Origin of the sequence: Pseudoalteromonas sp. ESRF-bin5, assembly GCF_002632075.1 — a bacterium.
Taxonomy (GTDB): Bacteria; Pseudomonadota; Gammaproteobacteria; order Enterobacterales; family Alteromonadaceae; genus Pseudoalteromonas; species Pseudoalteromonas marina.
In genome coordinates this window covers 1-21,861 of sequence record NZ_NTLW01000235.1, presented here as the reverse complement: position 1 = coordinate 21,861, position 21,861 = coordinate 1, and the positions used below count along the sequence as shown (strand labels likewise).

Below are 21,861 nucleotides of genomic sequence, written 5' to 3'. Positions count from 1 at the left end.
CCAAGTAATGCCGCTAGCACTTTGTTTAATTTAAAATTCATCTTAAATTCCCTTACTCATACTAGCCATTTCTTGTGCTACACCTGTCACAATTGTGAGTGAATGCTTTGCTTTAGATCCATATTCAACGGTAGTAGCAACTTGTACCATGTTGCACGATATACCCGCTGTAAAGTTAAAGCGCCTTGGGCATTCTAAATCAAGTGCACCTTGATTTAAGTTAATCATTTTACTTTGCATATCGCCGTGCGTTGCAATCGTCATACCTTCACCGTTGTCTCCAGAATGGTGAGAGACTTCATCGGGTGTTAAAAAAAACTGGTTTGCAGCCCCTTTGTTAGCCTCATCAGAAATCATTCTTTGAACTTCACCAATAAGTTCGTTTTCAGCGACTTCTCGTTCTTGCGCTGCATTTGTAATTTTAACGTCAATACTGCTGCTACTCATCAGTGTTACAGCAATACCAGTGACGGCTATTACCATAATTAATGCAGTAATAAGCACAACACCCTGTTGTTTGTTAGGTGAGTTTTTTAAATACGCCATAAGTTTGATCCAACGTTGTTTAATCGAATTGTGGTAGTAAATACGGTGCGTCTGTAACTGTCATTAAATGTTAACTGGCGCTTATTATCGTCTTCGCCCAAGGTATATGTTTGATTCTTTAATTTAAGCCCGGGGTCTTCTTGTAAAGCTCTTATCAATAAGAATACTTGAACAGTTAAAATACCCTTTCGGTCTTCCCAGTCTGAATGTTCCATATCGCCGATACTTTTATAGGTATCAATGCGGCTGTCGTTATTTGTATCGAGGCCAAAAACAAAGCGCATATTTTCTACGCCTTCCATTATTGTCTCTGTAGAAATATTAGCCCCTACCAAGCGTTTTCTCATCAATGCGGGAACAGTAATATTTTTATTATTAACTTTGTACGTTTGCTCTGAAATGTAATAAACGTGGTGGCTATAAGGCCAAACAGTTGCATTAATATTTAGCGCACCAGCATTGACTACGCCGCGAACAAATTGCGCCTTTTCTTGCTCTGCAATAAAATAGTTTTGACCTGCTTGGGTTTCGTTTCCTCCAGCTACTACTGTTAAGCGGTTACCTTGTAAAAATTTAAGCTGTAAAATATCTGTACTTTTAACAGGGTTACTCACGCAATTTAGTTCTTTGGACTCTTCTGCAACCTTTGCATAAATGGTTCTAAAGTTAGTGGCAGACGCTAAATCAGGAAAACTCCCGTTATTAGCCCCTTCAAAACAATCTGGTGCAGGAGTTGTTGCCGTCGCCCTTGTTGTATTCCCTGCGACAAAAGAGTCATCGTAGTATGTGCCCCAAAATCCAATTTGTTCTATATCACGCTGCATAATGTTAATAGCAAGGCGCGCAGACTCTTGGATCTCGCCGATGGTCATGGTGTCTTTTGTGGTTACTTTCATGCCAATGTAGGTGAACATAACGCCGCCAAGTACTAAGCCCCCTATAAAAAGCGAGATCATCATTTCTACAAGGGTAAAACCTTTTTGCTTAATGCTCATGCTTAACTCCTAAGGTAAATGTAACTAGTTAAAACCACTAAACGGCGCTTTTTGTCTGATTCGCCACACTCAATTGCGGCTGTTGCATCATTGGCTGTAAATTCTTGTCTGCCTTGCCATGAAATAATCACTTCTAAATTAAATGCTTTACCACCTGAGCCACCAACTGCTGTTGGCCTAATACACACAGTTGCATCATCTAAGGCGCCTGTATTTTCTCGCGCTCTAATCGCGCGTTTCCATTGTTCTAAATCTAAAGCTGCAACTTGCGCTGCACTGCAGCTTGCTGTGAAGCAAGTTTGAGACGTTGTTGTAGAGGTTTCACTATTAAATGTTTTAGCGTAAAGCCCAACTAATTGCGGTGTATCATTTGCACGAATACGTTGAATAATATCGTTTCCTAGCGCAACAGCAGCAGCTCGCTGCATAGAATCAAAACTTGCCTGCTTAGCTTTAGCTTGCAAAGCCACGGCCCCTAATAAGCCAAAACTTAAAATTATAAATGCAATAAGTACTTCAATTAGTGTGAAGCCTTTTTGAAATTTTGTTTGAGACGATTGCATACCAAAACCAAATAAAAAATTGTCTGATTGTAAGTTTATGGCATTAAAATTTAGATTCAATACTTACTAGGATAAGCGGTAGGATTTGTTGATAAACGGTTAACAGCTAGGCATTTAATATATCTTTAACTGCTTTTAGTTCCCGTCGGCTTACAGCTAAGTGCTCTTTGCAACCAACAAGTTCTATTGTATGTACCCCTGTATTTTGTGTTTTCAAACATAGCAGCTTACTTTTGTTTACTAAGGTATTTCTATGAATTCGTAACAACTGGGCGGGGTAAAGTAGCTCTAACTGTTTTAAGCTCTGCTCTATAAAGGCTTCTCCACCCTCAAAAACCATGTTTGTGTATTTTTGCTGCGCGATAAAATAAATAATACTGTCAAGCTCTACACTTTTTATAACCCCTGCCACCTGGTAACTAATTTTAGCTGATTGCTGTTTTTGCACATGCGCTTTATTTAAACGCCCTAGCTGATCTAGCACTTTACTTAAAGATTGGTCGGTAATAGGTTTAACTAGATATCCCGCAGCACTTAATTGCAGGGCATCTAATGCATGCTCTGGGTGAGCCGTAACAAACACAATAGCGGGTGGTAAAGGCATTCTGTTTAGCTTATGCGCTACCTCTAAGCCATTCATTCCTGGCATATCGACATCTAAAAAAATTAAATCAGGGTTATACTTTTTAGCAAGCTCTAACGCTTCATTCCCATTCGCTGCCTCTGCTTTTATCACTATGCTTTTGTCAACTGCTAAAAGCCGTTTTAATCGCGTCCTAGCTAATGGTTCATCATCAACAATCAGTACATTCATACGCTATTCTCAATATGTTTAGGAATAACGACTTTCACCCTGTATACGCCATCCCTATTAGTAATAGTAAGCTGCGCTTTATTTTTATAATAAATATTTAAACGCTGGCGAATATTATCAAGTGCCATTCCATTATTAGGCCTAGTCTGCTCCTTTGAGGCTGTAATTGGGTTTGAGACAATCATTGTTATATAGCCGGTGGTGATATGCAGCTCTACATTTATTGTCGCGCCGTCTTCACTTGTTTCAACACCGTGGCATACTGCGTTTTCAATTAATGGCTGAAGTGTTAAACACGGTATATTTAATGCTGGTAAATCTGAGGGAATGTGCCAATTAACTTTTAATCGCTCACCAAAGCGCCAAGTTTCTAAGGCAATATATTGCTTACTCAGTGTTACCTCATCGTTCAACAACACGCTTTGCCCTGAACGCATTGCCGCTTGTGACAATGCAGCTAATGCTAAAATAGCTTGCTCTGCAGCCGCGGCATCGTGATGCGTTAATTCTGCCGCTGTATTTAAGCTGTTGTATAAAAAGTGTGGACGAATTCGTGCTTGCAAAGCGTCTAACTCAGCACGGGAAAGTGCCTTAGTTTGTTGCTCTTTTTCAGCATAGATAAGCAAAAACTGCACAAATAAAGCAACTAAAAATGCAACAATAATAGTATTTTGAATGACAAAATAAATAAGGTGTTCATTTGTATTTATATCAAACGCAAAGCGCGAAAATAAAACACTGAATAGGCTGGTAAATAATAAAAAAGAAACAAAAAAGAGCGAAAGTTGTAGGGCACGTGTACGCTTTTGTAAAAAGTGCCGAGCTATATATAACGAGGAAGTACTTGATAAAACAATTAAATGTAAAAATAGGCTAATTATTCCAAGCCTAAGCCATATATCACCCTGAGCATGCGGAGCAAATGCTAAAACAACCGCAATAACTTGAGTGACAACAAGCGAGGCAAGCACACCTCGCTCATTAAAAAGAGCTGAAAAAAGCAATACATCCGATTGAGGCGTTTTGCTCATCACAGCTCTCCTTGTAATCTAAATAATTAATTTATATAGATTAACGCAGCTCCACAGGAACAGCAAATACGATATTCTCTTCTTCACCTGGGTTTTCTACAACTTGTGTGCCACCCAACTCTTTTAAACGACTTATTACCTGCTGAACAAGCACTTCAGGTGCTGACGCACCAGCCGTAACCCCTACTGAATTAGCGCTTGAAACCCATTGCTCCTGTACATCAGTAGCATCGTCAATTAAGTAAGCGGTTGTACCCATTTTATCTGCAAGTTCGCGCAAGCGATTTGAGTTTGAGCTATTTTTCGCACCAACAACTAATAATACATCAACCTTATCAGCTAGGTCGCGAACAGCATCTTGGCGATTTTGAGTCGCGTAACAAATATCATCTTTACGCGGGCCGTCAATTGCAGGAAATTTTTCTCGTAATGCATCTATTACATCAGCAGTGTCATCAACAGAGAGCGTTGTTTGACTACAATAAAATAAGTTTTTTGCATCTTTAACATTAAGCGCAATAACATCGTCTTCGGTTTCTACTAAATAAATACCGCCAGCATCATTGTCGTATTGCCCCATGGTGCCTTCAACCTCTGGGTGACCATGATGGCCAATTAAAATACATTCTATACCCTTACGGCTTGCGCGGGTTACTTCCATATGTACTTTAGTTACAAGTGGACAAGTCGCATCAAATACTTTTAACTCTCTGCGCTTGGCTTCAGAGCGTACCGCTTGAGATACACCATGCGCACTAAAAATAACAATGCTGTCGTCTGGTACTTGGTGTAATTCTTCTACAAACACTGCGCCTCGGTTCTTTAAGCCGTCAACAACATATTTGTTATGAACAACTTCATGACGTACGTAAATTGGCTTTTCAAAAATATCTAAAGCGCGCTCTACTATGCTAATTGCTCTATCAACGCCTGCGCAGAAGCCACGTGGATTAGCTAATAAAATATCCATTAGCCTTTTACCTCAATAATATCAACTTCAAATGTTAAACGCTGGCCAGATAGCGGATGGTTAAAATCAATAGTAACCGACTCACCCTGCACTTCCCGCACTAAGCCCGGAAGCTCTGTACCATCAGGTTGAGTAAACGCAATAATAGCACCTACTTTCGCAGGTGTTTCTGCGCCAAATTTACTACGATCAACATAATAAATGTTATCTGGGTTTGGCTGACCAAATGCATCTTCAGGTTCTAATTCAAAGGTTTTACTTTCACCTGCGCTTAGACCTAAAAGGCACTTCTCAAAATTTGCCGTTAAGCTGCCATCGCCCATTGTTAACTTTGCAGGTTTGTTGTGCACTTTAGTTGAATCAGCGGCAGAGCCATCTTCAAGTTTTATAGAAAAATGAAAAATAACTTGCGAGTTTTCACCAATTACAGCTTGGCTCATGCTTTATGCTCCTTCGGACTCTCACCTGTAAAGGCGTCAAATAATAACAATGCCGCGCCTACACAAATAGCACAGTCAGCAAAGTTAAATACTGGAAAATGTGAGTCTTCATAAAATACGTGAATAAAGTCAATTACATAACCGTAAGCAATACGGTCGTATAAGTTACCAATAGCGCCAGCAAGCACTAACGAGTAAGCACCACATAACACTTTATTAGTTGCGGGTAATCTTTTTAGCCACCACACCAATAAGGCACTTATAGCAATTGCAATTGCGCTTAAAAACCAACGTTGCCAACCACCAGCATCACTTAAAAAACTATAAGCAGCACCATAGTTATGCACATAGGTAATACTAAAAACAGGTAGTAAATTAATAGACTCGCTATAAGCCATAGTATTTACAACAAGTGTTTTACTGGCAAAGTCTATTGCTAAAAGCAATAGACTCAACCATAACCACACTAAACCACTTTTTTGGGCTAGTTTGCTCACTAAAAACATCCCCTAAGCGAATTGACGCTTTTCGCCTTCACCATCAACATTACTAACACAACGACCGCAAATTTCTGGGTGAGCAGGCTCAATGCCTACATCGTCGCTGTAATGCCAACAACGTTCACATTTGGCGGCATCTGTTGCTGCAACACTAATGTACAAACCTTCAATTTCTGTTTCTTGCGTATCTGCAGGCTGGCTATCAACATGCGCTACATTAACAGCTGACGTTAGCAGTACAAAACGCAACTCATCACCCAATGCTGTTAATTTGTTTGCCAGCTCTTCGCCCGCAAATAAATTAACTGTAGCTTGAAGAGCTGCACCAATAACTTCTTCTTTACGTGCCGCTTCTAATAAACGGTTCACTTCGTCACGTACGTTTAAAATTGCTTGCCAGTCATCATTACTAAACTGGGTATTTGTTGGTGCTTGTAAACCTTCATACCATACTGATGTAAATACGTAATCGCTACGTTCTCCAGGTAAAGCTTCCCAAATTTCTTGTGCTGTAAAGCTCATAATTGGTGCCATCCAACGCGTCATTGCTTCAGCAATATGGTAAAGCGCAGTTTGACAAGAACGGCGTGCATGGCTGTCGCTCTTAGCTGTGTACTGACGGTCTTTAATTACATCTAAGTAGAACGAACCAAGCTCACCCGTACAGAAGTTCATTAGCTTTTGCGTAACTAATAGCATTTGGTAGCTATCGTAAGCGGCTAAAATTTCGTCCTGAAGCTGTGCAGCACGGCCAACAATCCACTTATCAAGCTCAACCATATCGTCAACAGCAACCTGATCTGTTTTAGGATCAAAACCATTTAAGTTAGCTAATAAGTAACGGCTCGTATTACGAATACGGCGGTAGCGATCTGCAGAGCGTTTAAATATTTCATCCGATACAGTCATTTCAGCCGTGTAGTCGGTAGACGCGACCCATAAACGTAAGATATCAGCACCCAACTTATTCATAACGTTTTGCGGAGAAATAACGTTACCCAATGACTTAGACATTTTTCTGCCGTTTTCATCAACGGTAAAGCCATGCGTAAGCACTTGTTTATAAGGGGCATGACCATTAATTGCAACCGATGTCATCATCGACGACATAAACCAACCACGGTGTTGATCCGACCCTTCCAGATATAAATCTGCTGGGCCTACTAATTCTTCACGAGCATCAACAACACACGCATGCGACACGCCTGAGTCAAACCATACATCGAGTGTGTCTTGCACTTTCATGTATTGTTTAGCGTCTTCTTCGCCTAATAGTGTTTCTGGCTCTAAGTCATACCATGCCTGTATACCTGATTTTTCTACTAATGCGGCAGCTTGCTCAATAAGCGCTTGGGTATTTGGGTGTAATGCACCGGTGTCTTTGTCAACAAATAAAGCAATGGGTACACCCCAAGTGCGTTGGCGAGAAATACACCAATCTGGGCGACCTTCAACCATGTTTGCAATACGGCTTTCGCCCCATTCTGGTAGCCACTGTGTATTTTTGATTTCAGCCAATGAATCTTTACGTAAATTAGCCTGATCCATACTAACAAACCATTGTGGCGTAGCACGGAAAATAATAGGGGTTTTATGACGCCAGCAATGTGGGTAACTATGAGTAAGCGCATGGTGGTGCACTAAAGCGCCACGCTCTTTTAATACTTCAATTACGCTCGCGTTAGCTTTAAATACGTGCTGGCCTGCAAATAATTCTGTATCAGGCAAGTACACACCGTTAGCGCCAACTGGGTTAGCAACTTCTAGGTTATAGTTTAAGCCTGCCACGAAATCTTCTTGACCATGACCCGGTGCTGTATGCACCACGCCAGTACCTGAGTCCGTAGTTACATGCTCTGCAACAATTACCGGTACATTAAAGTCATAAAAAGGATGCGCTACTTGCAAGTTTTCAAGTGCAGCACCTTTTACGTAACCTAAAACATGGTAATGATTAAAACCAAAACGATCCATAGCATCTTTTACAAGCTCTGAACCTAAAATTAAACGCTGCTCAGCGCCTTCATCTTCAACTTGTACTAATGCATATTCTAACTCAGCATGAACTGCGACTGCACGGTTTGCAGGAAGCGTCCATGGTGTTGTAGTCCATATTACAGTACCAACATCACCTTTACCTTTATGCCCTTGTGCCATATCAAATGCATTAACTACGGCGTCTTGATCATCAAAAATAAAACGCACATCAATGGCTGGCGACTGTTTATCTTGATACTCAACTTCAGCCTCAGCTAATGCAGAGCCACAATCAGTACACCAGTGCACAGGCTTTGCACCTTTGTGTAGGTGACCATTTTTAATAATACGACCAAGTACACGAATTGCATTCGCTTCAAAATCAAAATTCATTGTTAGGTATGGCTTGTCCCAATCGGCAAACACACCTAAACGTTTAAAGTCTACTTTTTGACCTTCAACTTGCTTTTTAGCATAAGCGCGGCATTTTTCGCGAAACTCGCTCGCAGTTACTTTAACGCCAGGCTTACCTACTTTTTTCTCAACCATTAGCTCGATTGGTAAACCGTGACAGTCCCAGCCTGGAATATATGGCGAGTCGAAGTCAGATAAGGTTTTAGACTTTACAATAATGTCTTTTAAAATTTTATTTACTGAGTGACCTAAGTGAATGTCGCCATTTGCATATGGCGGACCGTCATGCAAAATAAAGGTTTTTTTACCCTTTTTAGCGCTGCGGATTTGACCATATAGGTCGTCTTCATACCATGCTTTTAGCATTTTTGGTTCACGTTGTGCCAAATTGCCACGCATTGGAAACGGTGTTTCCGGTAAGTTCAAAGTATGTTTATAGTCGCTCATTTATCCTACATTCCGTCTCTATCGGCTACCTGATTTAAACCAAAACACTGTTTAGCGGCGGCAACGTCTGTTGCTATTTGCGCCGTTAATTGTGTTAATGTCTCGAATTTTTTTTCATCGCGGAGTTTTTGTATCAACTCAACGTGCATAAATTGTCCGTAAATGTCTTGTGCAAAGTCAAAAAGATGAACTTCCAGAAGTGCACGTGTCCCATTAAATGTGGGTTTGTTGCCTATATTAGCAACCCCAAAAACCTGTTTCCCTGCAATAGTCGCTTGCACAGCAAATACCCCATTCACGGGGCAAACTTGGCGCTTTAGCGCTATATTTGCAGTTCTAAAGCCAAGTTCACGGCCTCGTTTCCAACCGTGTATAACACGCCCAGAAATCGCATAATTATGACCAAGCATCACTTTTGCATCGGCTAAGTTGCCACATGCCAATGCCTCACGTATTAACGTGCTACTTACTCTAGCATTTAACTGATGAAAACTCGCAGTGCTTTGTACATCCATGCCTGCTTGTTTGCCCATATTTACAAGTAAATTAAAATTACCTTTACGTTGTTGGCCAAATCTAAAGTCGTCACCCACCGTTAACGCTTTAACACCGAGTTTTTTTATTAATATCTCGTTTACAAACTGTTCTGCATGCATATTTGCAAACCGCTGGTTAAAGCTAATACAAATTACACGTTCAATGCCTAAATCACTTAATAAACGTAACTTATCGCGTAAGCGAGTTAACCTTGCTGGGGCATTATTTTTTGCAAAAAACTCTTGAGGTTGAGGCTCAAACAACAACACCGTACTGGGTAAATTGTGTGCTTTTGCGTCAGCTAACAAGCCTTTTAATACTTGCGCATGACCTAAGTGAACGCCGTCAAAATTACCAATAGTTAACACACACCCAAAATGGTGTGGGCGAATATTGTGTATACCTCTAATTAACTCCATGCCACCTAAAGCCTTTTTTCAGCAAGTATTATCACGACTTATATCAAGGAAAAGCCACAAGGCTGCCGATTATAATCTTTTTTTTAGTTTGATTCAGTAATTGCTACACTTTTTATCGTATTTAGTCTTACACCCATTAAAAAGAGCATTGAAAAATAGCTAACTCCTGCTAATACAACAAGGGCAATTAATAATATAACTTGTTGTGCGAAAGCCCACGAGGCCCAGAAATAGTAACTACTTACATACCATGTAACACAGCCCATGACTAAACTTGCAACGATGCACTTTATAGTGAAACGCAAACTCATAGAAGAAAACTGATAAACATTTTCTTTTTTTAGCTGCCTATAAAGTAAAAATGCATTACAACTGGCTGACATTGATGTAGCGAGTGCTAACCCTAAGTAACCTATAAAAGGGGCTAACATAATATTAAATACCATATTTAGCACAAGGGTTATAATACCAATGCGTACGGGCGTTTTAGTATCTTGACGTGAATAAAACCCAGGCGCGAGCACTTTAATCAACATAAAACTAACTAACCCAACAGAGTAAGCTACAACACCTAAACTTACCGCTTTTACATGATCAACACTGTCCTCTTTAAAGGCACCATGATCGAATAGGACCGTAATTATAAGTGGGCTTATTATCATTAAGCCAACCATTGCTGGTATACCTAAAAATATTACAAAGCGAACTCCCCAATCTAACGTATGCTGAAAATCGCTCAATTTTTTACTGCTGTGCAATTTAGAGAGTGCGGGTAAAATAACCGTCGCAATACCTATTCCAAACAAACCAAGCGGAAACTCTATTAGCCTGTCTGAGTAATAAAGCCATGCTATAGAACCTGTCATCAGTAATGAGGCAATCATAGTATCTAGTAATAAATTAATTTGGCTTATCGATACGCCAAACAATGCGGGCAGCATAAGCTTACGCACTTTTTTTACGTTTTCGTCATGCCAAGCCCAGCGCGGGCGAGCCAACATTTTAGCGCGTAATAAAAAAGGTAATTGAAATAACAACTGAACAATGCCACCAACAAATACACCTATAGCGAGAGCATATGCACCAACACTAAACTTATCATGTAAAAAAATAGCGCAGGTGATTATTGATATATTGAGTAACACAGGGGTAAATGCGGCAACGGCAAAACGGTTGTAAACATTCATTACCGCACCGCTCAGCGCGACTAAACTTACAAACAACAAATACGGAAAGGTAAATTTTAATAACGAACTGGCCAGCTCAAACTTTTCTGCATTGGGGCCGCCTTGCCACCAATCAATAAACCAGCCGGTACCAAATAAAGCGGCGATAACCGGCGAAGCCACTACACCAAAAATAGTCACTAACAATAAAATAGTGCCCAGCGTACCTGCAGCTTGGGCAACAAAGAGCCTAACTTTATCATCACCTTGTTGCTCTTTTATTTCACTTAAAACGGGTACGAATGCCTGTGCGAAAGCGCCCTCGGCAAATAAACGACGTAAAAAGTTAGGAATTCGGTTAGCAAATAAAAATACATCAGCCGCAGCACTTGCGCCAAGTAAATTGGCAACAACTGCATCTCTTACGAGCCCTAAAATACGCGAGATCATAGTCATACAACTAACAATCATACCTGAGCGAAATAAACCTTTTGACACCTTAAACCTACTTAAAAATCCCTAAGATACGCGATTATGCCACAGTCTTTTTTATAAATCGCTTTAAAGCACTAGGCTGGGGGTCTGTGCTTTGTTACAATAGCGTCATTAACTGCTAAAGCGGCAAATTAATGTTCGTTATAAGGAGCAGTTTTTCTTGAATAGTTAAATTTAATTGACATTCATGATAGAAACAGGCATATTCCACGGCCTTTAATTTAAGCTTTATTTTAAGATTGTTAGGAGCAAACCTTGGCTAACATCAAGTCTGCAAAAAAACGCGCTATCACTAGCGAAAAGAACCGTCAGCACAACGCAAGCCGTCGCTCAATGATGCGCACTTACTTCAAAAAAGTAGTTGTTGCTATTGAAGCTGGCGATAAAGAAGCTGCACAGCAAGCTTTTTCTGTTGCTACACCTATCCTAGACCGTTACGCAACTAAGGGTCTAATCCACAAAAACAAAGCAGCTCGTCATAAGAGCCGTTTAGCAGCTAAGATCAAAGCGCTATAATTTGTTTTTGTTAGAATATAAAAAACCGGCTTTTGCCGGTTTTTTTTTACTTAAAAGTTTTTGGACTACATAATTTCTAAATCTGGATAAAACTTTTTAAGCATGGCTGCTATTTTTTTAGGTGTAAACGGTTTTACGATAAACCCTTTAGCGCCTTTATCTATGGCATCTTTTACATTTTCAACAGCTGAATGCGCAGACACCATAATTACATTCGTTTCTGGACTCATCTCGTTGATTTGTGCAATTAATTCTTTTCCGTCTCCATCCGGTAACTCAATATCCAAAAAAATCATACTGTATTTTGCAGCTTGGCATTCACTAATACACTGTGAGGCAGTAGATGCTTCCTTTACATTGTCTATCCCTAGATGCATGAGCGTTTGGCTCAAAAAACTACGCACCGTGCTAACGTCATCCACTATTAAAATTGATAGCTGCGTGTCCATCTTCATTCCTCATAGGCTATAAGCTAACTTTACGTTATTATAATAATTAGCTTAGTATATAAATTTACTATTTGAATTATAAAGACCTATGTAAAAAAGGCCAGATCTGCTTTATGTCAAAAACACCAAAAAAACAATCCTTGCTAGGTAAAACACCGGCAAGAAAAAATACAACACAAAAAAATAAAACTCGGGCAACTTCTCAAAGGCAGGCACAAACTAAACAACACACTATTGATACAGAGTTAAATAGCCAAAACCCTAAACCTAAAAAAGGGCTGTTAATAACGCTCGCTATTATTGCAGTTATCATTATAGCTTTTCCAAAACCAACTTTACTCACCTATAAAAAATTAGGGATGGTTAGCAAAAGTATTTATTGGCCTGGTGTATTTGGATACGGTGCAACGCTTGTTGACTCGCATTTACATCCTAAGTTTGACGATAAGCGTAAATCTCTTTATTTATGCAGTGATTTACAGAATCCTCAGAGCTGCCAAAAGTATCAAGTTATTGCTGACGACGGTCTCATTTCAGCGATTAAAAGTTACTTTTAGCATTAATAAAACTAATCTGAAAAATGTAAAATTACTTGGTTGAAAGGTGCGCAAAAGATCACCATAATGGCGCTCCTTTTTTCAACAACTGAACTATTGAAACGACCATGCTAAATGAGCTAGATTGGCTTTTAAACACGATACTACTTGCACTAGGTTTAGGTGCATTCTTTATTAACCACATAACATTACTGCGCGTAGCCGCCATAAGTGCATGTGGCCTGTTATTTTTATCATTTAGCTTAGATCTTATGTCATCGAGTGTTATTTCAAATATGAGTTTAGTATTGATCAATACATTTTATCTGTTTAAGGTTTATACATTTGGGCAACTTAATGTAACTCAGAGCTAACAATTTCCCCTAGAATATTTTATAGCCCAGCATTGCTGGGCTTTTTTTATTGTATAAATCAAAATGGTTGGGTAATTAGGTGAACTAAGATAATATTGACCTCGTACTACATTATTTTGAGATTTCGGTATGTCCTTATCTGATTTTGATTTGTTTTTATCTTCTATGGAAGATGTGACCCCTATTAGCAGTGATACTATTAAACCGTTATCAAGCAGCCCTCATTCTTCACTTGCGCAACAACAAAAGCGACAAGCGGCCGAAAATACTCTATCAACAGATGAAAACTACTTAAGCACAGAGTCTGTAGAGCTTGTTGAACCATTTGCTATATTAAGCTTTAAAAAAGACGGAGTACAAGGCCCTGTATTTAAAAACTTACGTTTAGCAAACTATCAAGTTGATGCGACCTTAGACCTTCATGGCCAGCTACTTAAAAATGCACGCAATACGCTCTTTAATTTTATTAATGACTGTCAGCAGCAAAATGTTCGCGTGGTGCTTATTAGGCATGGTGTAGGAATTAAAAATAAAACTAAACCAGGAATACTAAAAAGTTTTGTAAATAAATGGCTACCTGAATTACCGGCGGTTTTGGCATATCATACTGCACAGAGGCATCATGGAGGGAGCGGTGCGACTTATGTTTTACTCAAAAAAAGTGCCGATAAAAAACACGAAAATAGAGAAATCCACAGCAAGCGCTAAACTTGCTGTGGTGCCATTCTATAAAATAGTTGGCTGATTAAACCAAGCAGATACGCCTAATATTATTATAGAAATTATAATTAAGCTTAATCTAGCACCACCCTGATTTGTTTTCATTTCACCCTCTTTATATTTTTATTGTTGAGAACATATACAACATTAATAAAAATTACATATGTTAACAAGCTGTTTCTTTAAATATTTATCAATATCCTTTCGTTCTATCTATTCGATTATTTAAAGTAATACCTTGCTGCAAGCGTTCAACGTTTTCTGCTATTTGTGCTGCAACACTGTTTATATCTGATAATGCTGCACAATGCGGTGTAAGGGTTATTTTATCATGCTGCCAATAAGGGTGTTCTTTACTAAGGGGTTCGTGTTCAAACACGTCAATGACTGCAGCCCGAAGCGAATTCTCTTCTAAGGCCTTAAGTAAATCCGCTTCTATAACATGCTCTCCTCGTGCAACATTTATAATAACAGCATGATTAGGAAGCAAACTAATTGTACTTTTATTGATAATACCTTTCGTTTTTTTGGTTAATGGCAACAAACAGACTAGATAATCAATGTTGCTAAGCATATTTTGAAGCCCTTGTTCGCCATAAAATAAATTAACATTACTACTCGTTTTATGTGTATGAGCCCAAGCATTTACAGTAAAGTTATTGGCAATAAGTCGTTTCGCACATGCTTTACCTAGCTCCCCAAATCCCAAAATACCTACATTGTTTTGTTGATAAGCTCTTTTGGGCTTCCATTGGTGCTGCGTTTGCTTAATAAAGTATTCTTTTAATCGCAATTTTTGCGCTAAAACATGCGTAAGCACATATTCGGCCATATCTTGTGCCAATTTTTCATCAACTATACGCACCACATCTACGTCATCACCAAGCAAATTTAAATCAATACTGTCTACACCCGCACCAAATGACGATACCGCTTTAAGGTTTGGCAACTTTGCCCACATATCATGCGGTGCTTTCCATGCTAATACAAAATCAATAGTTTCTAGGTTATTGCAATCTGGCCACTGCTGTACTTTTGTAGAGGGTAATCGGGCTTGTAATTGCGCTATTAACTTTGTGTTATCTCGACCTGTAATTGCTACTAATACCGACATAGTTACTTCCAAATAAGTTTTTATAAAATCCATACTGACTAATCAACACTTGGCACCCTTTACACTTTAAAAGGTCACACAACTGCAAAATAACTGTCACACCCTTTTTTTACTCTAAAGATATGGCAGTCGTGCTAAATTAAAAAGAGGCTTGTATGATCAGTGTTGATAAAGTAATTGCAGCAAACTTACCACAATTAGAAAGCTCACCAAAAGTAAAAAGCCTAGTAAAAAAGGGATTAGGCTATTTACTACATGAACAAGAGTTTGTGGCCTTTGCCGACACCTACCCTCATTTACAAGGGCTAGAATTTGTTGAACAAGTTCTCGATGAGCTTAACTTTGATACACGTTACAAGCCAAAGCAAATAGAGCATATTCCTAGCGAAGGTAAATTAATTATTGTTGCAAACCACCCTATAGGCTCTTTAGATGCGCTTGCATTAATTAAAGTGATCTCAAGCGTAAGAAAAGATTTAAAGGTTGTTGCTAACCGTATGCTCATGTCGGTGACTCCAATGCACGACTTACTTTTACCTGTAAATAACTTATCTGGCACAAGTAAAAAACAAGAGCTTTATAATATTCACCAGCATTTAAAAAATGAGGGGGTATTATTGATATTTCCCGCTGGTGAAGTATCACGGCTGAGCCCTACAGGTATCAAAGATTGTAAATGGAACAGCGGTTTTTTGCGCATGGCAAAAAAAGCCAATTGCCCTATATTACCTATTTATATAAAAGCTAAAAACAGCCCATTATTTTATGGGACTTCAATAATTTACAAACCCTTAGCAAGCTTGTTACTAGTAAAAGAAATGTTTAAACAACGCCAGAAATCGTTAGAGTTTGAAATTGGTGCGTCTATTCCTCCAGCGTCATACCTCATAGAAAATTTAAAAGATAAAGAGATTGTTAATTTAATACGAAAGCAACTGTATCGCCTAACAACTAAAAAAACCTTACCACTTAAAACACAAACTCCTATTGCTGTTCCTGAGTGTAGTAAAGAGCTTAAAAAAGCAATAGATGCGTGTCAGCTTCTGGGGGAAACACAAGATGGTATGCATATTCATTTATATCAATATACGGGTAGCTCACCTATTTTTAGAGAGCTAGGTAGGTTGAGAGAAATAGCTTTTAGAGCTGTAGGTGAAGGCAGTGGAAAACGCCGTGATATTGATAAGTACGATATGGACTATCAACACTTAGTTCTTTGGGACCCAACACAATTAGAGCTGGTAGGCGCGTATAGGCTAGCTTGCGCTAAAGAAATAATTGATAAACATGGCCGTAAAGGGCTGTATACCGACAGTTTATTTACTTATAGCACTGAAATGGGCCCCTACCTAGAGCAAGGAATTGAACTTGGTCGTAGCTTTGTTCAGCCAAAATATTGGGGACGTAAAAGCTTAGATTACCTGTGGTACGGCATTGGCGCATTTGTTAAAAACTACCCACAATATCGTTATTTATTTGGCGCTGTTAGCGTGTCTAATACGTTACCTGACCCGGCAAAGGCCATGCTAGTGTATTACTATCAGCATTATTATAAAACCGATGAAGTACTTGCGACTCCAAACAATGAATTCAAACTAAGCGAACATGAACTTGCGCAGTGTGACATGATTTTTTGCAAAGATGATGTTAAAGAAGACTTTGTAGAACTAAAGCATGTGCTTGCCAACATGGGTGCGCAAGTTCCCACTTTATTTAAACAATATACAGAGCTATGTAAGCCTGGTGGAGTAAAATTTTTAAGTTTTAGCGTAGATCCCGACTTCAATAATTGCATTGATGGTTTAGTATTGGTTGACTTGCAAAATGTTAAAGATAACAAAGCAAAGCGATACTTAAGCTAATTGAAGCGAGGTTACCCTCGCCACTGTCTGAGCTTTATTTGAGAACTTACTCACATAACATTACCGTTCTATATAAATACGTGAAAGTAAGTCATAATAAATTGCTTCAACTTTTATTAAGTCATCAATAGATGCGTGCTCATTAACCTGGTGAATTGTATGGTTTCTTAGCCCACATTCAATTACTTGAGTATGGCTGTTAGCAAAAAAACGACCGTCAGATGTGCCCCCACTGGTACTTAAAACTGGGTAGTTTCCAGTTTGACTATGTATGGCTTGTTCAACACAAGTAATTAAACTCCAGTTACTCTTAGGTTGGGTATAGTATGGTTCACATGGACGCTCCCAATTAATCGTTATGTAACGTGAAAATTCATCCAACGAATTGTTCAATATCGATTTAATTTTTTCACTGCTGTACCTATGGCTATAGCGAATATTAAATGTTATTTCGCATTGACTAGGGACCAAATTATCGACCACATTGTCAATATTTATGCCTGTTACTTGCAGTGTTGTTTTTGAGCCTGCGTCATCTAAGTGCCACGCTTGTTCACTCAGTTTATTGACTATTTTGGCACTAATATGTGCGGCGTTAATGGTATTTTGAGGATAAGCTACATGACCTGCCCTGCCCTTTACCAAAATACGTGCTGAAAGCGCACCACGGCGACCGTTTTTAATTGTATCGCCAACATGTGTCGAACTCGTTGGCTCGCCGACAATACATCCGTCTAAAACGATCCCATTTGAAGAAAGCTTATTAGCTATTTGCGCAGAACCAAACTCAGCCTCGCCTTCTTCATCAGAGGTAATGAGCCAATAAAAAGTCCCTGCTTTTGATGACGTGCTATTTATTAATTTTTTTGTGGCAGTTAGCATAGCTGCCACACCTCCTTTCATATCGGCGGCACCTCTTCCGTAAATTACCCCATCAATTATTCTTCCATCAAACGGAGGGGTTAGCCAGTCACCGTTATCTGCGGGAACCACATCAATGTGCCCTGAAAAAGCGACACACGGTCCCTCATTGAATTTAATATGCGCAATTAAGTTAGTGACACCATTACTCGTAAATTTTTCACAGCAAAAACCTTGCTCACATAACTGCTCAACCAGCCAATCTATTGCACCGGCTTGATTCGGCGTTACTGATTTAAATTGGATAAGCGTTTGTAATTTATTTATTAATTCGGCGTTTAACCTTTGAGAAGTGACTGCTTGTTGTGAAACAACTAAAGACATTTTTTAACACCTTTATTACTAAGTAAGGCATTATTAAATAGTGAGAGTATGACTAAGAGATGTCAGCTTTTATACATTCTGATGATTATTAATTACATAGATTGTCAATCATTGCGGTTACGAAACAGCGTCAAAATTAATCTAAATCAATAAAATACTTTTCAACGTTCAATCATTTTTGAAACTTTGATCTAGAACAGGTTTTTCATATTTGTTAAGCGTAATAATGGCGTAAATTAAAAAGTAGTTCTTGGAGAACAACATGAAAACCAAAATTAGCATTGCATTATTAACCTCTTTATTAGCACTCTCTCCAGCTGCAAACGCTAACTTCAGCGTAAATCTGGGCGCTATTAACGTTAACCCAGATAACAGTGGCTCTGCAATTAACGAAGCTCCTTCATTAGGTCTAAAAGGTGATTCTAATACTCAGCTAGGTATTACGATAGACTATGCATTTAATGACAATTGGGTATTAGAATTGATTGCTGCTACGCCGTTCTCTCATGATGTAAATGGAACAGGCGGCTTGGCTGGTAATAAAATTGCAAACATTAAACACTTGCCACCCTCGTTAGTGGCACAGTATCACTTTTTAGATACAAGCTACCAGCTCAGACCATTCATAGGTGTTGGTGTTAATTATACAACCTTTTTTGATGAACAGCCTTCGCAAGCTCTTAAAGCAACCCTTGGTACAGACGATGTTAAAGTTGAGCTTGATGACTCTTTAGGGTTTTTAGTACAAGTAGGGGCTAATTATAAAATGGATGATCACTGGGGACTCCACGCAATGGTTTCTATAATGGATATTGATACAGATGCAACTGTGTACGCTAACAATGCAAAAGCATTAACATCAACAGTTGAGCTTGACCCTGTAGTGGCAATGTTTGGTGTGAAGTATAGTTTTTAAAGTCTAAGTACGATGTTATGTGTGTAAAAAAGGCGCTAAGCGCCTTTTTTTTTGTGCAACGAAAACAATAACTCGGCCTCAGCCCTTGGTAACTCACACTCGCGAATAACTTCGTCTAAATCTGCACCTAACTCAACCATTTTCACAGCACGGGAATAAATCTTAGCATCAGGATCATCGTATTTTTGAGCCGATTGCTGCTGCAGTAAATCTTGGTTTTGTTGCTCAACCTCTAGAACTCGCTTGCCGATACTGAGTAAACCGGTTCTTAATTCAGCGGCTTCGCTTCTTAAAATATGAACTTGTTCTGCACATTCTTTAAGTTTTTGATGTACATCAGCAACATCGCTGGTGTGTTTATTTTTAAATGCAATAATAAGCGTTAACGATATAAGACCTACCGCTAACGCGCTTATAGCAATACTAAGTAACAGCATAGTTTATCTGGTAAAGCTTATAAATCGCTTAACTCATCCCATTCGTCATCACTAAGTAGCTTATTTAAATCAACTAAAATAAGAAGCTCATTATCTCGATTACAGACACCTTGGATAAACTTAGCGCTTTCTTCAGTACCAACATTTGGCGCACTGTCAATCTCAGAGCTACGCAGGTATACAACTTCAGAAACGCTATCGGCTAAAATGCCTATAACTTGTTCTTCAGCTTCAATAATTAATATACGTGAGTTATCAGTTGCATCAGCTGCTGACAAACCGAATCGAGCACGTGTATCAATAACGGTTACTACATTACCACGTAAGTTAATAATGCCTATTACATAAGAAGGCGCACCAGGGACTGGTGCAATCTCGGTGTAACGCAGTATTTCTTGAACTTGCATTACATTAACACCGTAGGTTTCCTCTTCTAGCTTAAAAGTAACCCACTGTAATATTTCATCATTATTATCTGCATTTTTATTTTCTGACAGTAATTTCTCTTGGTTCATGCTGTTACCCCATAATGGTCATTACTACTGACGGCTATCTAAGCCCTCTTCTAATAACGTATTTAAATTGTCTACATCTATTAAAGCACACATTTTTTCTTTAATAACCCCGGCAAGCCATGGGCGCTTACTTTGATCTGTACGCCATTTTACATCTTCTTTTGTCAATGTAATGTTATTTATAAGCTTCTCAGCTAATAATCCCCATTGGCTATCTCCTAAAGTTATTAAATACTGATAATCAAGTGATGCCTCAAGTTTTTCATCGTACTTCTCTGGCATAACCCAGCGTGCTGTATCTACAACATTGAGCTTTTCATCACGATTAAGCATAACGCCTTTAAACCACTTTGGTTTACCAAACAGGTGATTCACTTCACCTAATTGATGTATACCGCCAAGAGCTTTAAGCGGGACTGCTAGCGTAAGTCCTGCAACTTCAAAGAACAATGCCTGAAATTCGCCGTCAAAGTAATCTGACTCACTGTTATTTGAAAGATTTAATAGTTTCTGTTTTGCTATTTTAAGGTCTGTACTCGTTGTCTCTTTTGGCGTTTCAATGACGTTAACTATCGGTGTTGTAGCTTCTGCTTCTTTAACTTCATGCGTATCATCTAACGAAGATGATTCATGCTCAGCCACTACTTTAACTTTAGTAACTGGCTTCTGACTTTCATGAGTGGCTTCTTCGCTTGGCAAGTCACCCGGTATATTTTCTAAAAGTTTTGCTACGGGCTCTAAGTCACTGGCAAGCTCTTCTTCGCAAAGTAAGGCACCTAAGTACTGAGTCATTACTTTTTCATTAGCAAATAATTGCTTACTCATTCATTAACCTTGTTCAATTAAATAATCTAATAATGCTTTATAAGCAAATACACCACGAGAGCGAGGACAAAATTCTATGGGTACTTTTTGTGCTAAGCTTGCATCTCTTAGTTTTGTGTCTACGGGAATAACACCTGGCCAAACTCTATTACCGTAGGTTTTTTGTAACGTTTTGTAGGCTTCGAGTGATGCCTTCGTTCTTTTATCGTACATTGTAGGTATTATAGTATATTCGTAACTTTTCGCTTGTGAGCTCTGCATTAATTCCATTGTACGCATCATTCTATCTAAGCCTTTAAGCGCTAAAAACTCAGTTTGAACAGGTACTAAAATGCGCTCACTCGCAGCCAATGCATTAACCATTAAAACCCCTAAAACAGGGGGGCAATCTAAAATAGCATAATCGTAATGTTCGCTTATTTTGGCAAGCGTCTTTTTTAAAATTAACCCCATGCCTGTTTTATTGCCCATGCTTCTATCTAATGTAGCAATAGCCATAGTAGCAGGTAATATATCTAAATTTTCGAGGGTGGATGGGCATAATGCTTGAAGTATTTCCTCACTTTGCATACTAGTTCCACGAGCGAAAATATCGTAAACGCTGACTTCTAAATCTTCAGAATCAATACCAAAGTAATACGTTAAAGACGCATGAGGATCGGTATCTATTAGTAATACACGTTTACCCTGCAGTGCTAAAGTACCAGCAAGACTGACCGCAGTCGTTGTTTTACCAACGCCACCTTTTTGGTTGGCTACAGTCCAAATCTTCACATCATATCCTAGTTACTGTTCATTGCGAGTTGTAATACGAATTCCACCATGTGGTAAACGAATAATTTTTATTGTGTCATCGTCTGACGGTAATTCTACTTCTGGCTCAGGCGCTACTGCCTCAACTATTGGCTCTTCTGCTGAATTATTTTTCTCTTCTGGCAACCCATATTTAGATAACGCTATTACTACTTTTCTATTTTCAGCTCGGCCCTCATCTGTGTCGTTAGGTGCAAAGGGTGAATACTGTCCATACCCTTCAAT

Annotated in this window: 24 protein-coding genes and 1 pseudogene; 6 read left to right on the top strand and 19 right to left on the bottom strand. The window is 39.0% G+C overall.

Annotation, left to right across the window (positions count from 1 at the left end; all coding sequences use genetic code 11):
* Nucleotides 1-42: 42 nt before the first annotated feature.
* The 11 genes from BCG07_RS14555 to murJ form a co-directional block, all read right to left on the bottom strand.
* Nucleotides 43-546 carry a hypothetical protein gene (locus BCG07_RS14555; RefSeq protein ID WP_010555936.1) on the bottom strand — a complete coding sequence of 168 codons (504 nt, stop codon included), beginning with the start codon at nucleotides 544-546 and terminating at the stop codon, nucleotides 43-45.
* Nucleotides 534-1,541: a PilW family protein gene (locus tag BCG07_RS14550; RefSeq protein WP_286890739.1), complete on the bottom strand. Its 1,008-nt coding sequence runs from the start codon at nucleotides 1,539-1,541 to the stop codon at nucleotides 534-536. Before BCG07_RS14550 ends, BCG07_RS14555 begins: the two co-directional genes overlap by 13 nt.
* 2 nt (nucleotides 1,542-1,543) lie before the next feature.
* The gene (pilV, locus tag BCG07_RS14545; protein ID WP_008132554.1) at nucleotides 1,544-2,104 is read right to left on the bottom strand and encodes a type IV pilus modification protein PilV; all 561 of its coding nucleotides are present in this window, start codon (nucleotides 2,102-2,104) and stop codon (nucleotides 1,544-1,546) included.
* 106 nt (nucleotides 2,105-2,210) lie between these two features.
* A complete protein-coding gene (locus tag BCG07_RS14540; RefSeq protein WP_010555933.1) occupies nucleotides 2,211-2,918 on the bottom strand; it encodes a LytR/AlgR family response regulator transcription factor in 708 nt (235 codons plus the stop codon).
* Nucleotides 2,915-3,949 (bottom strand): sensor histidine kinase, encoded by a 1,035-nt coding sequence (locus tag BCG07_RS14535; protein WP_286890735.1) that lies wholly within the window; start codon nucleotides 3,947-3,949, stop codon nucleotides 2,915-2,917. The genes BCG07_RS14540 and BCG07_RS14535 overlap by 4 nt, the downstream gene beginning before the upstream one ends.
* Nucleotides 3,950-3,989: 40 nt before the next feature.
* The gene (gene ispH / locus BCG07_RS14530; protein WP_243532990.1) at nucleotides 3,990-4,919 is read right to left on the bottom strand and encodes a 4-hydroxy-3-methylbut-2-enyl diphosphate reductase; all 930 of its coding nucleotides are present in this window, start codon (nucleotides 4,917-4,919) and stop codon (nucleotides 3,990-3,992) included.
* Nucleotides 4,919-5,359, bottom strand: a complete 441-nt coding sequence (gene fkpB, locus BCG07_RS14525; RefSeq protein WP_008132561.1) for an FKBP-type peptidyl-prolyl cis-trans isomerase — start codon at nucleotides 5,357-5,359, stop codon at nucleotides 4,919-4,921. The genes ispH and fkpB overlap by 1 nt, the downstream gene beginning before the upstream one ends.
* A complete protein-coding gene (gene lspA / locus BCG07_RS14520) occupies nucleotides 5,356-5,856 on the bottom strand; it encodes a signal peptidase II (RefSeq protein WP_010555931.1) in 501 nt (166 codons plus the stop codon). The genes fkpB and lspA overlap by 4 nt, the downstream gene beginning before the upstream one ends.
* Nucleotides 5,857-5,868: 12 nt before the next feature.
* Nucleotides 5,869-8,697 (bottom strand): isoleucine--tRNA ligase, encoded by a 2,829-nt coding sequence (ileS, locus tag BCG07_RS14515; protein WP_058551005.1) that lies wholly within the window; start codon nucleotides 8,695-8,697, stop codon nucleotides 5,869-5,871.
* A gap of 5 nt (nucleotides 8,698-8,702) precedes the next feature.
* Entirely contained in the window at nucleotides 8,703-9,653 is a 951-nt protein-coding gene (gene ribF / locus BCG07_RS14510) for a bifunctional riboflavin kinase/FAD synthetase (protein WP_006792776.1), read from the bottom strand.
* Nucleotides 9,654-9,736: 83 nt separating this feature from the next.
* Nucleotides 9,737-11,275, bottom strand: coding sequence for a murein biosynthesis integral membrane protein MurJ (gene murJ, locus BCG07_RS14505; protein WP_058429154.1), 1,539 nt, complete (start codon nucleotides 11,273-11,275; stop codon nucleotides 9,737-9,739).
* A gap of 294 nt (nucleotides 11,276-11,569) precedes the next feature.
* On the opposite strand from murJ, the gene rpsT reads away from it, so the two are divergent.
* Nucleotides 11,570-11,830 carry a 30S ribosomal protein S20 gene (gene rpsT / locus BCG07_RS14500; protein WP_006792774.1) on the top strand — a complete coding sequence of 87 codons (261 nt, stop codon included), beginning with the start codon at nucleotides 11,570-11,572 and terminating at the stop codon, nucleotides 11,828-11,830.
* Between the two features lie 65 nt (nucleotides 11,831-11,895).
* Here the strand turns inward: rpsT and BCG07_RS14495 are convergent, their stop codons facing one another.
* The gene (locus tag BCG07_RS14495; protein WP_006792773.1) at nucleotides 11,896-12,279 is read right to left on the bottom strand and encodes a response regulator; all 384 of its coding nucleotides are present in this window, start codon (nucleotides 12,277-12,279) and stop codon (nucleotides 11,896-11,898) included.
* Nucleotides 12,280-12,392: 113 nt separating this feature from the next.
* On the opposite strand from BCG07_RS14495, the gene BCG07_RS14490 reads away from it, so the two are divergent.
* From BCG07_RS14490 to smrA, 3 genes are all read left to right on the top strand, one after another.
* Entirely contained in the window at nucleotides 12,393-12,836 is a 444-nt protein-coding gene (locus BCG07_RS14490) for a hypothetical protein (protein WP_006792772.1), read from the top strand.
* A 107-nt stretch (nucleotides 12,837-12,943) separates the two neighbouring features.
* A complete protein-coding gene (locus tag BCG07_RS14485) occupies nucleotides 12,944-13,189 on the top strand; it encodes a hypothetical protein (protein WP_006792771.1) in 246 nt (81 codons plus the stop codon).
* Nucleotides 13,190-13,318: 129 nt separating this feature from the next.
* The gene (smrA, locus tag BCG07_RS14480) at nucleotides 13,319-13,897 is read left to right on the top strand and encodes a DNA endonuclease SmrA (RefSeq protein ID WP_286890727.1); all 579 of its coding nucleotides are present in this window, start codon (nucleotides 13,319-13,321) and stop codon (nucleotides 13,895-13,897) included.
* Nucleotides 13,898-14,102: 205 nt separating this feature from the next.
* On the opposite strand, the gene BCG07_RS14475 is transcribed toward smrA, so the two are convergent.
* Nucleotides 14,103-15,023 (bottom strand): 2-hydroxyacid dehydrogenase, encoded by a 921-nt coding sequence (locus tag BCG07_RS14475; RefSeq protein ID WP_286890725.1) that lies wholly within the window; start codon nucleotides 15,021-15,023, stop codon nucleotides 14,103-14,105.
* Nucleotides 15,024-15,178: 155 nt separating this feature from the next.
* Here BCG07_RS14475 and olsF point away from each other — a divergent pair, with 155 nt between their 5' ends.
* Nucleotides 15,179-16,885, top strand: a complete 1,707-nt coding sequence (olsF, locus tag BCG07_RS14470) for a bifunctional ornithine lipid synthase OlsF (protein ID WP_286890723.1) — start codon at nucleotides 15,179-15,181, stop codon at nucleotides 16,883-16,885.
* A 60-nt stretch (nucleotides 16,886-16,945) separates the two neighbouring features.
* Here the strand turns inward: olsF and dapE are convergent, their stop codons facing one another.
* Nucleotides 16,946-18,130 (bottom strand): succinyl-diaminopimelate desuccinylase, encoded by a 1,185-nt coding sequence (gene dapE / locus BCG07_RS14465; protein WP_286890722.1) that lies wholly within the window; start codon nucleotides 18,128-18,130, stop codon nucleotides 16,946-16,948.
* 262 nt (nucleotides 18,131-18,392) lie between these two features.
* On the opposite strand from dapE, the gene BCG07_RS14460 reads away from it, so the two are divergent.
* Nucleotides 18,393-19,046, top strand: a complete 654-nt coding sequence (locus BCG07_RS14460) for an OmpW/AlkL family protein (protein ID WP_286890721.1) — start codon at nucleotides 18,393-18,395, stop codon at nucleotides 19,044-19,046.
* 35 nt (nucleotides 19,047-19,081) lie between these two features.
* Here BCG07_RS14460 and BCG07_RS14455 read toward each other — a convergent pair whose 3' ends face one another.
* From BCG07_RS14455 to BCG07_RS14435, 5 genes and pseudogenes are all read right to left on the bottom strand, one after another.
* On the bottom strand, nucleotides 19,082-19,483 hold the full coding sequence (locus tag BCG07_RS14455; protein ID WP_058428556.1) for a DUF2802 domain-containing protein: 402 nt from the start codon (nucleotides 19,481-19,483) through the stop codon (nucleotides 19,082-19,084).
* A 17-nt stretch (nucleotides 19,484-19,500) separates the two neighbouring features.
* A complete protein-coding gene (locus tag BCG07_RS14450; protein ID WP_006792763.1) occupies nucleotides 19,501-19,998 on the bottom strand; it encodes a chemotaxis protein CheW in 498 nt (165 codons plus the stop codon).
* Nucleotides 19,999-20,022: 24 nt separating this feature from the next.
* Nucleotides 20,023-20,823: a chemotaxis protein CheW gene (locus tag BCG07_RS14445; RefSeq protein ID WP_286890717.1), complete on the bottom strand. Its 801-nt coding sequence runs from the start codon at nucleotides 20,821-20,823 to the stop codon at nucleotides 20,023-20,025.
* 3 nt (nucleotides 20,824-20,826) lie between these two features.
* On the bottom strand, nucleotides 20,827-21,597 hold the full coding sequence (locus BCG07_RS14440; protein WP_006792761.1) for a ParA family protein: 771 nt from the start codon (nucleotides 21,595-21,597) through the stop codon (nucleotides 20,827-20,829).
* 12 nt (nucleotides 21,598-21,609) lie between these two features.
* Nucleotides 21,610-21,861: pseudogene (locus tag BCG07_RS14435) on the bottom strand (flagellar motor protein MotB); the annotation flags it as partial.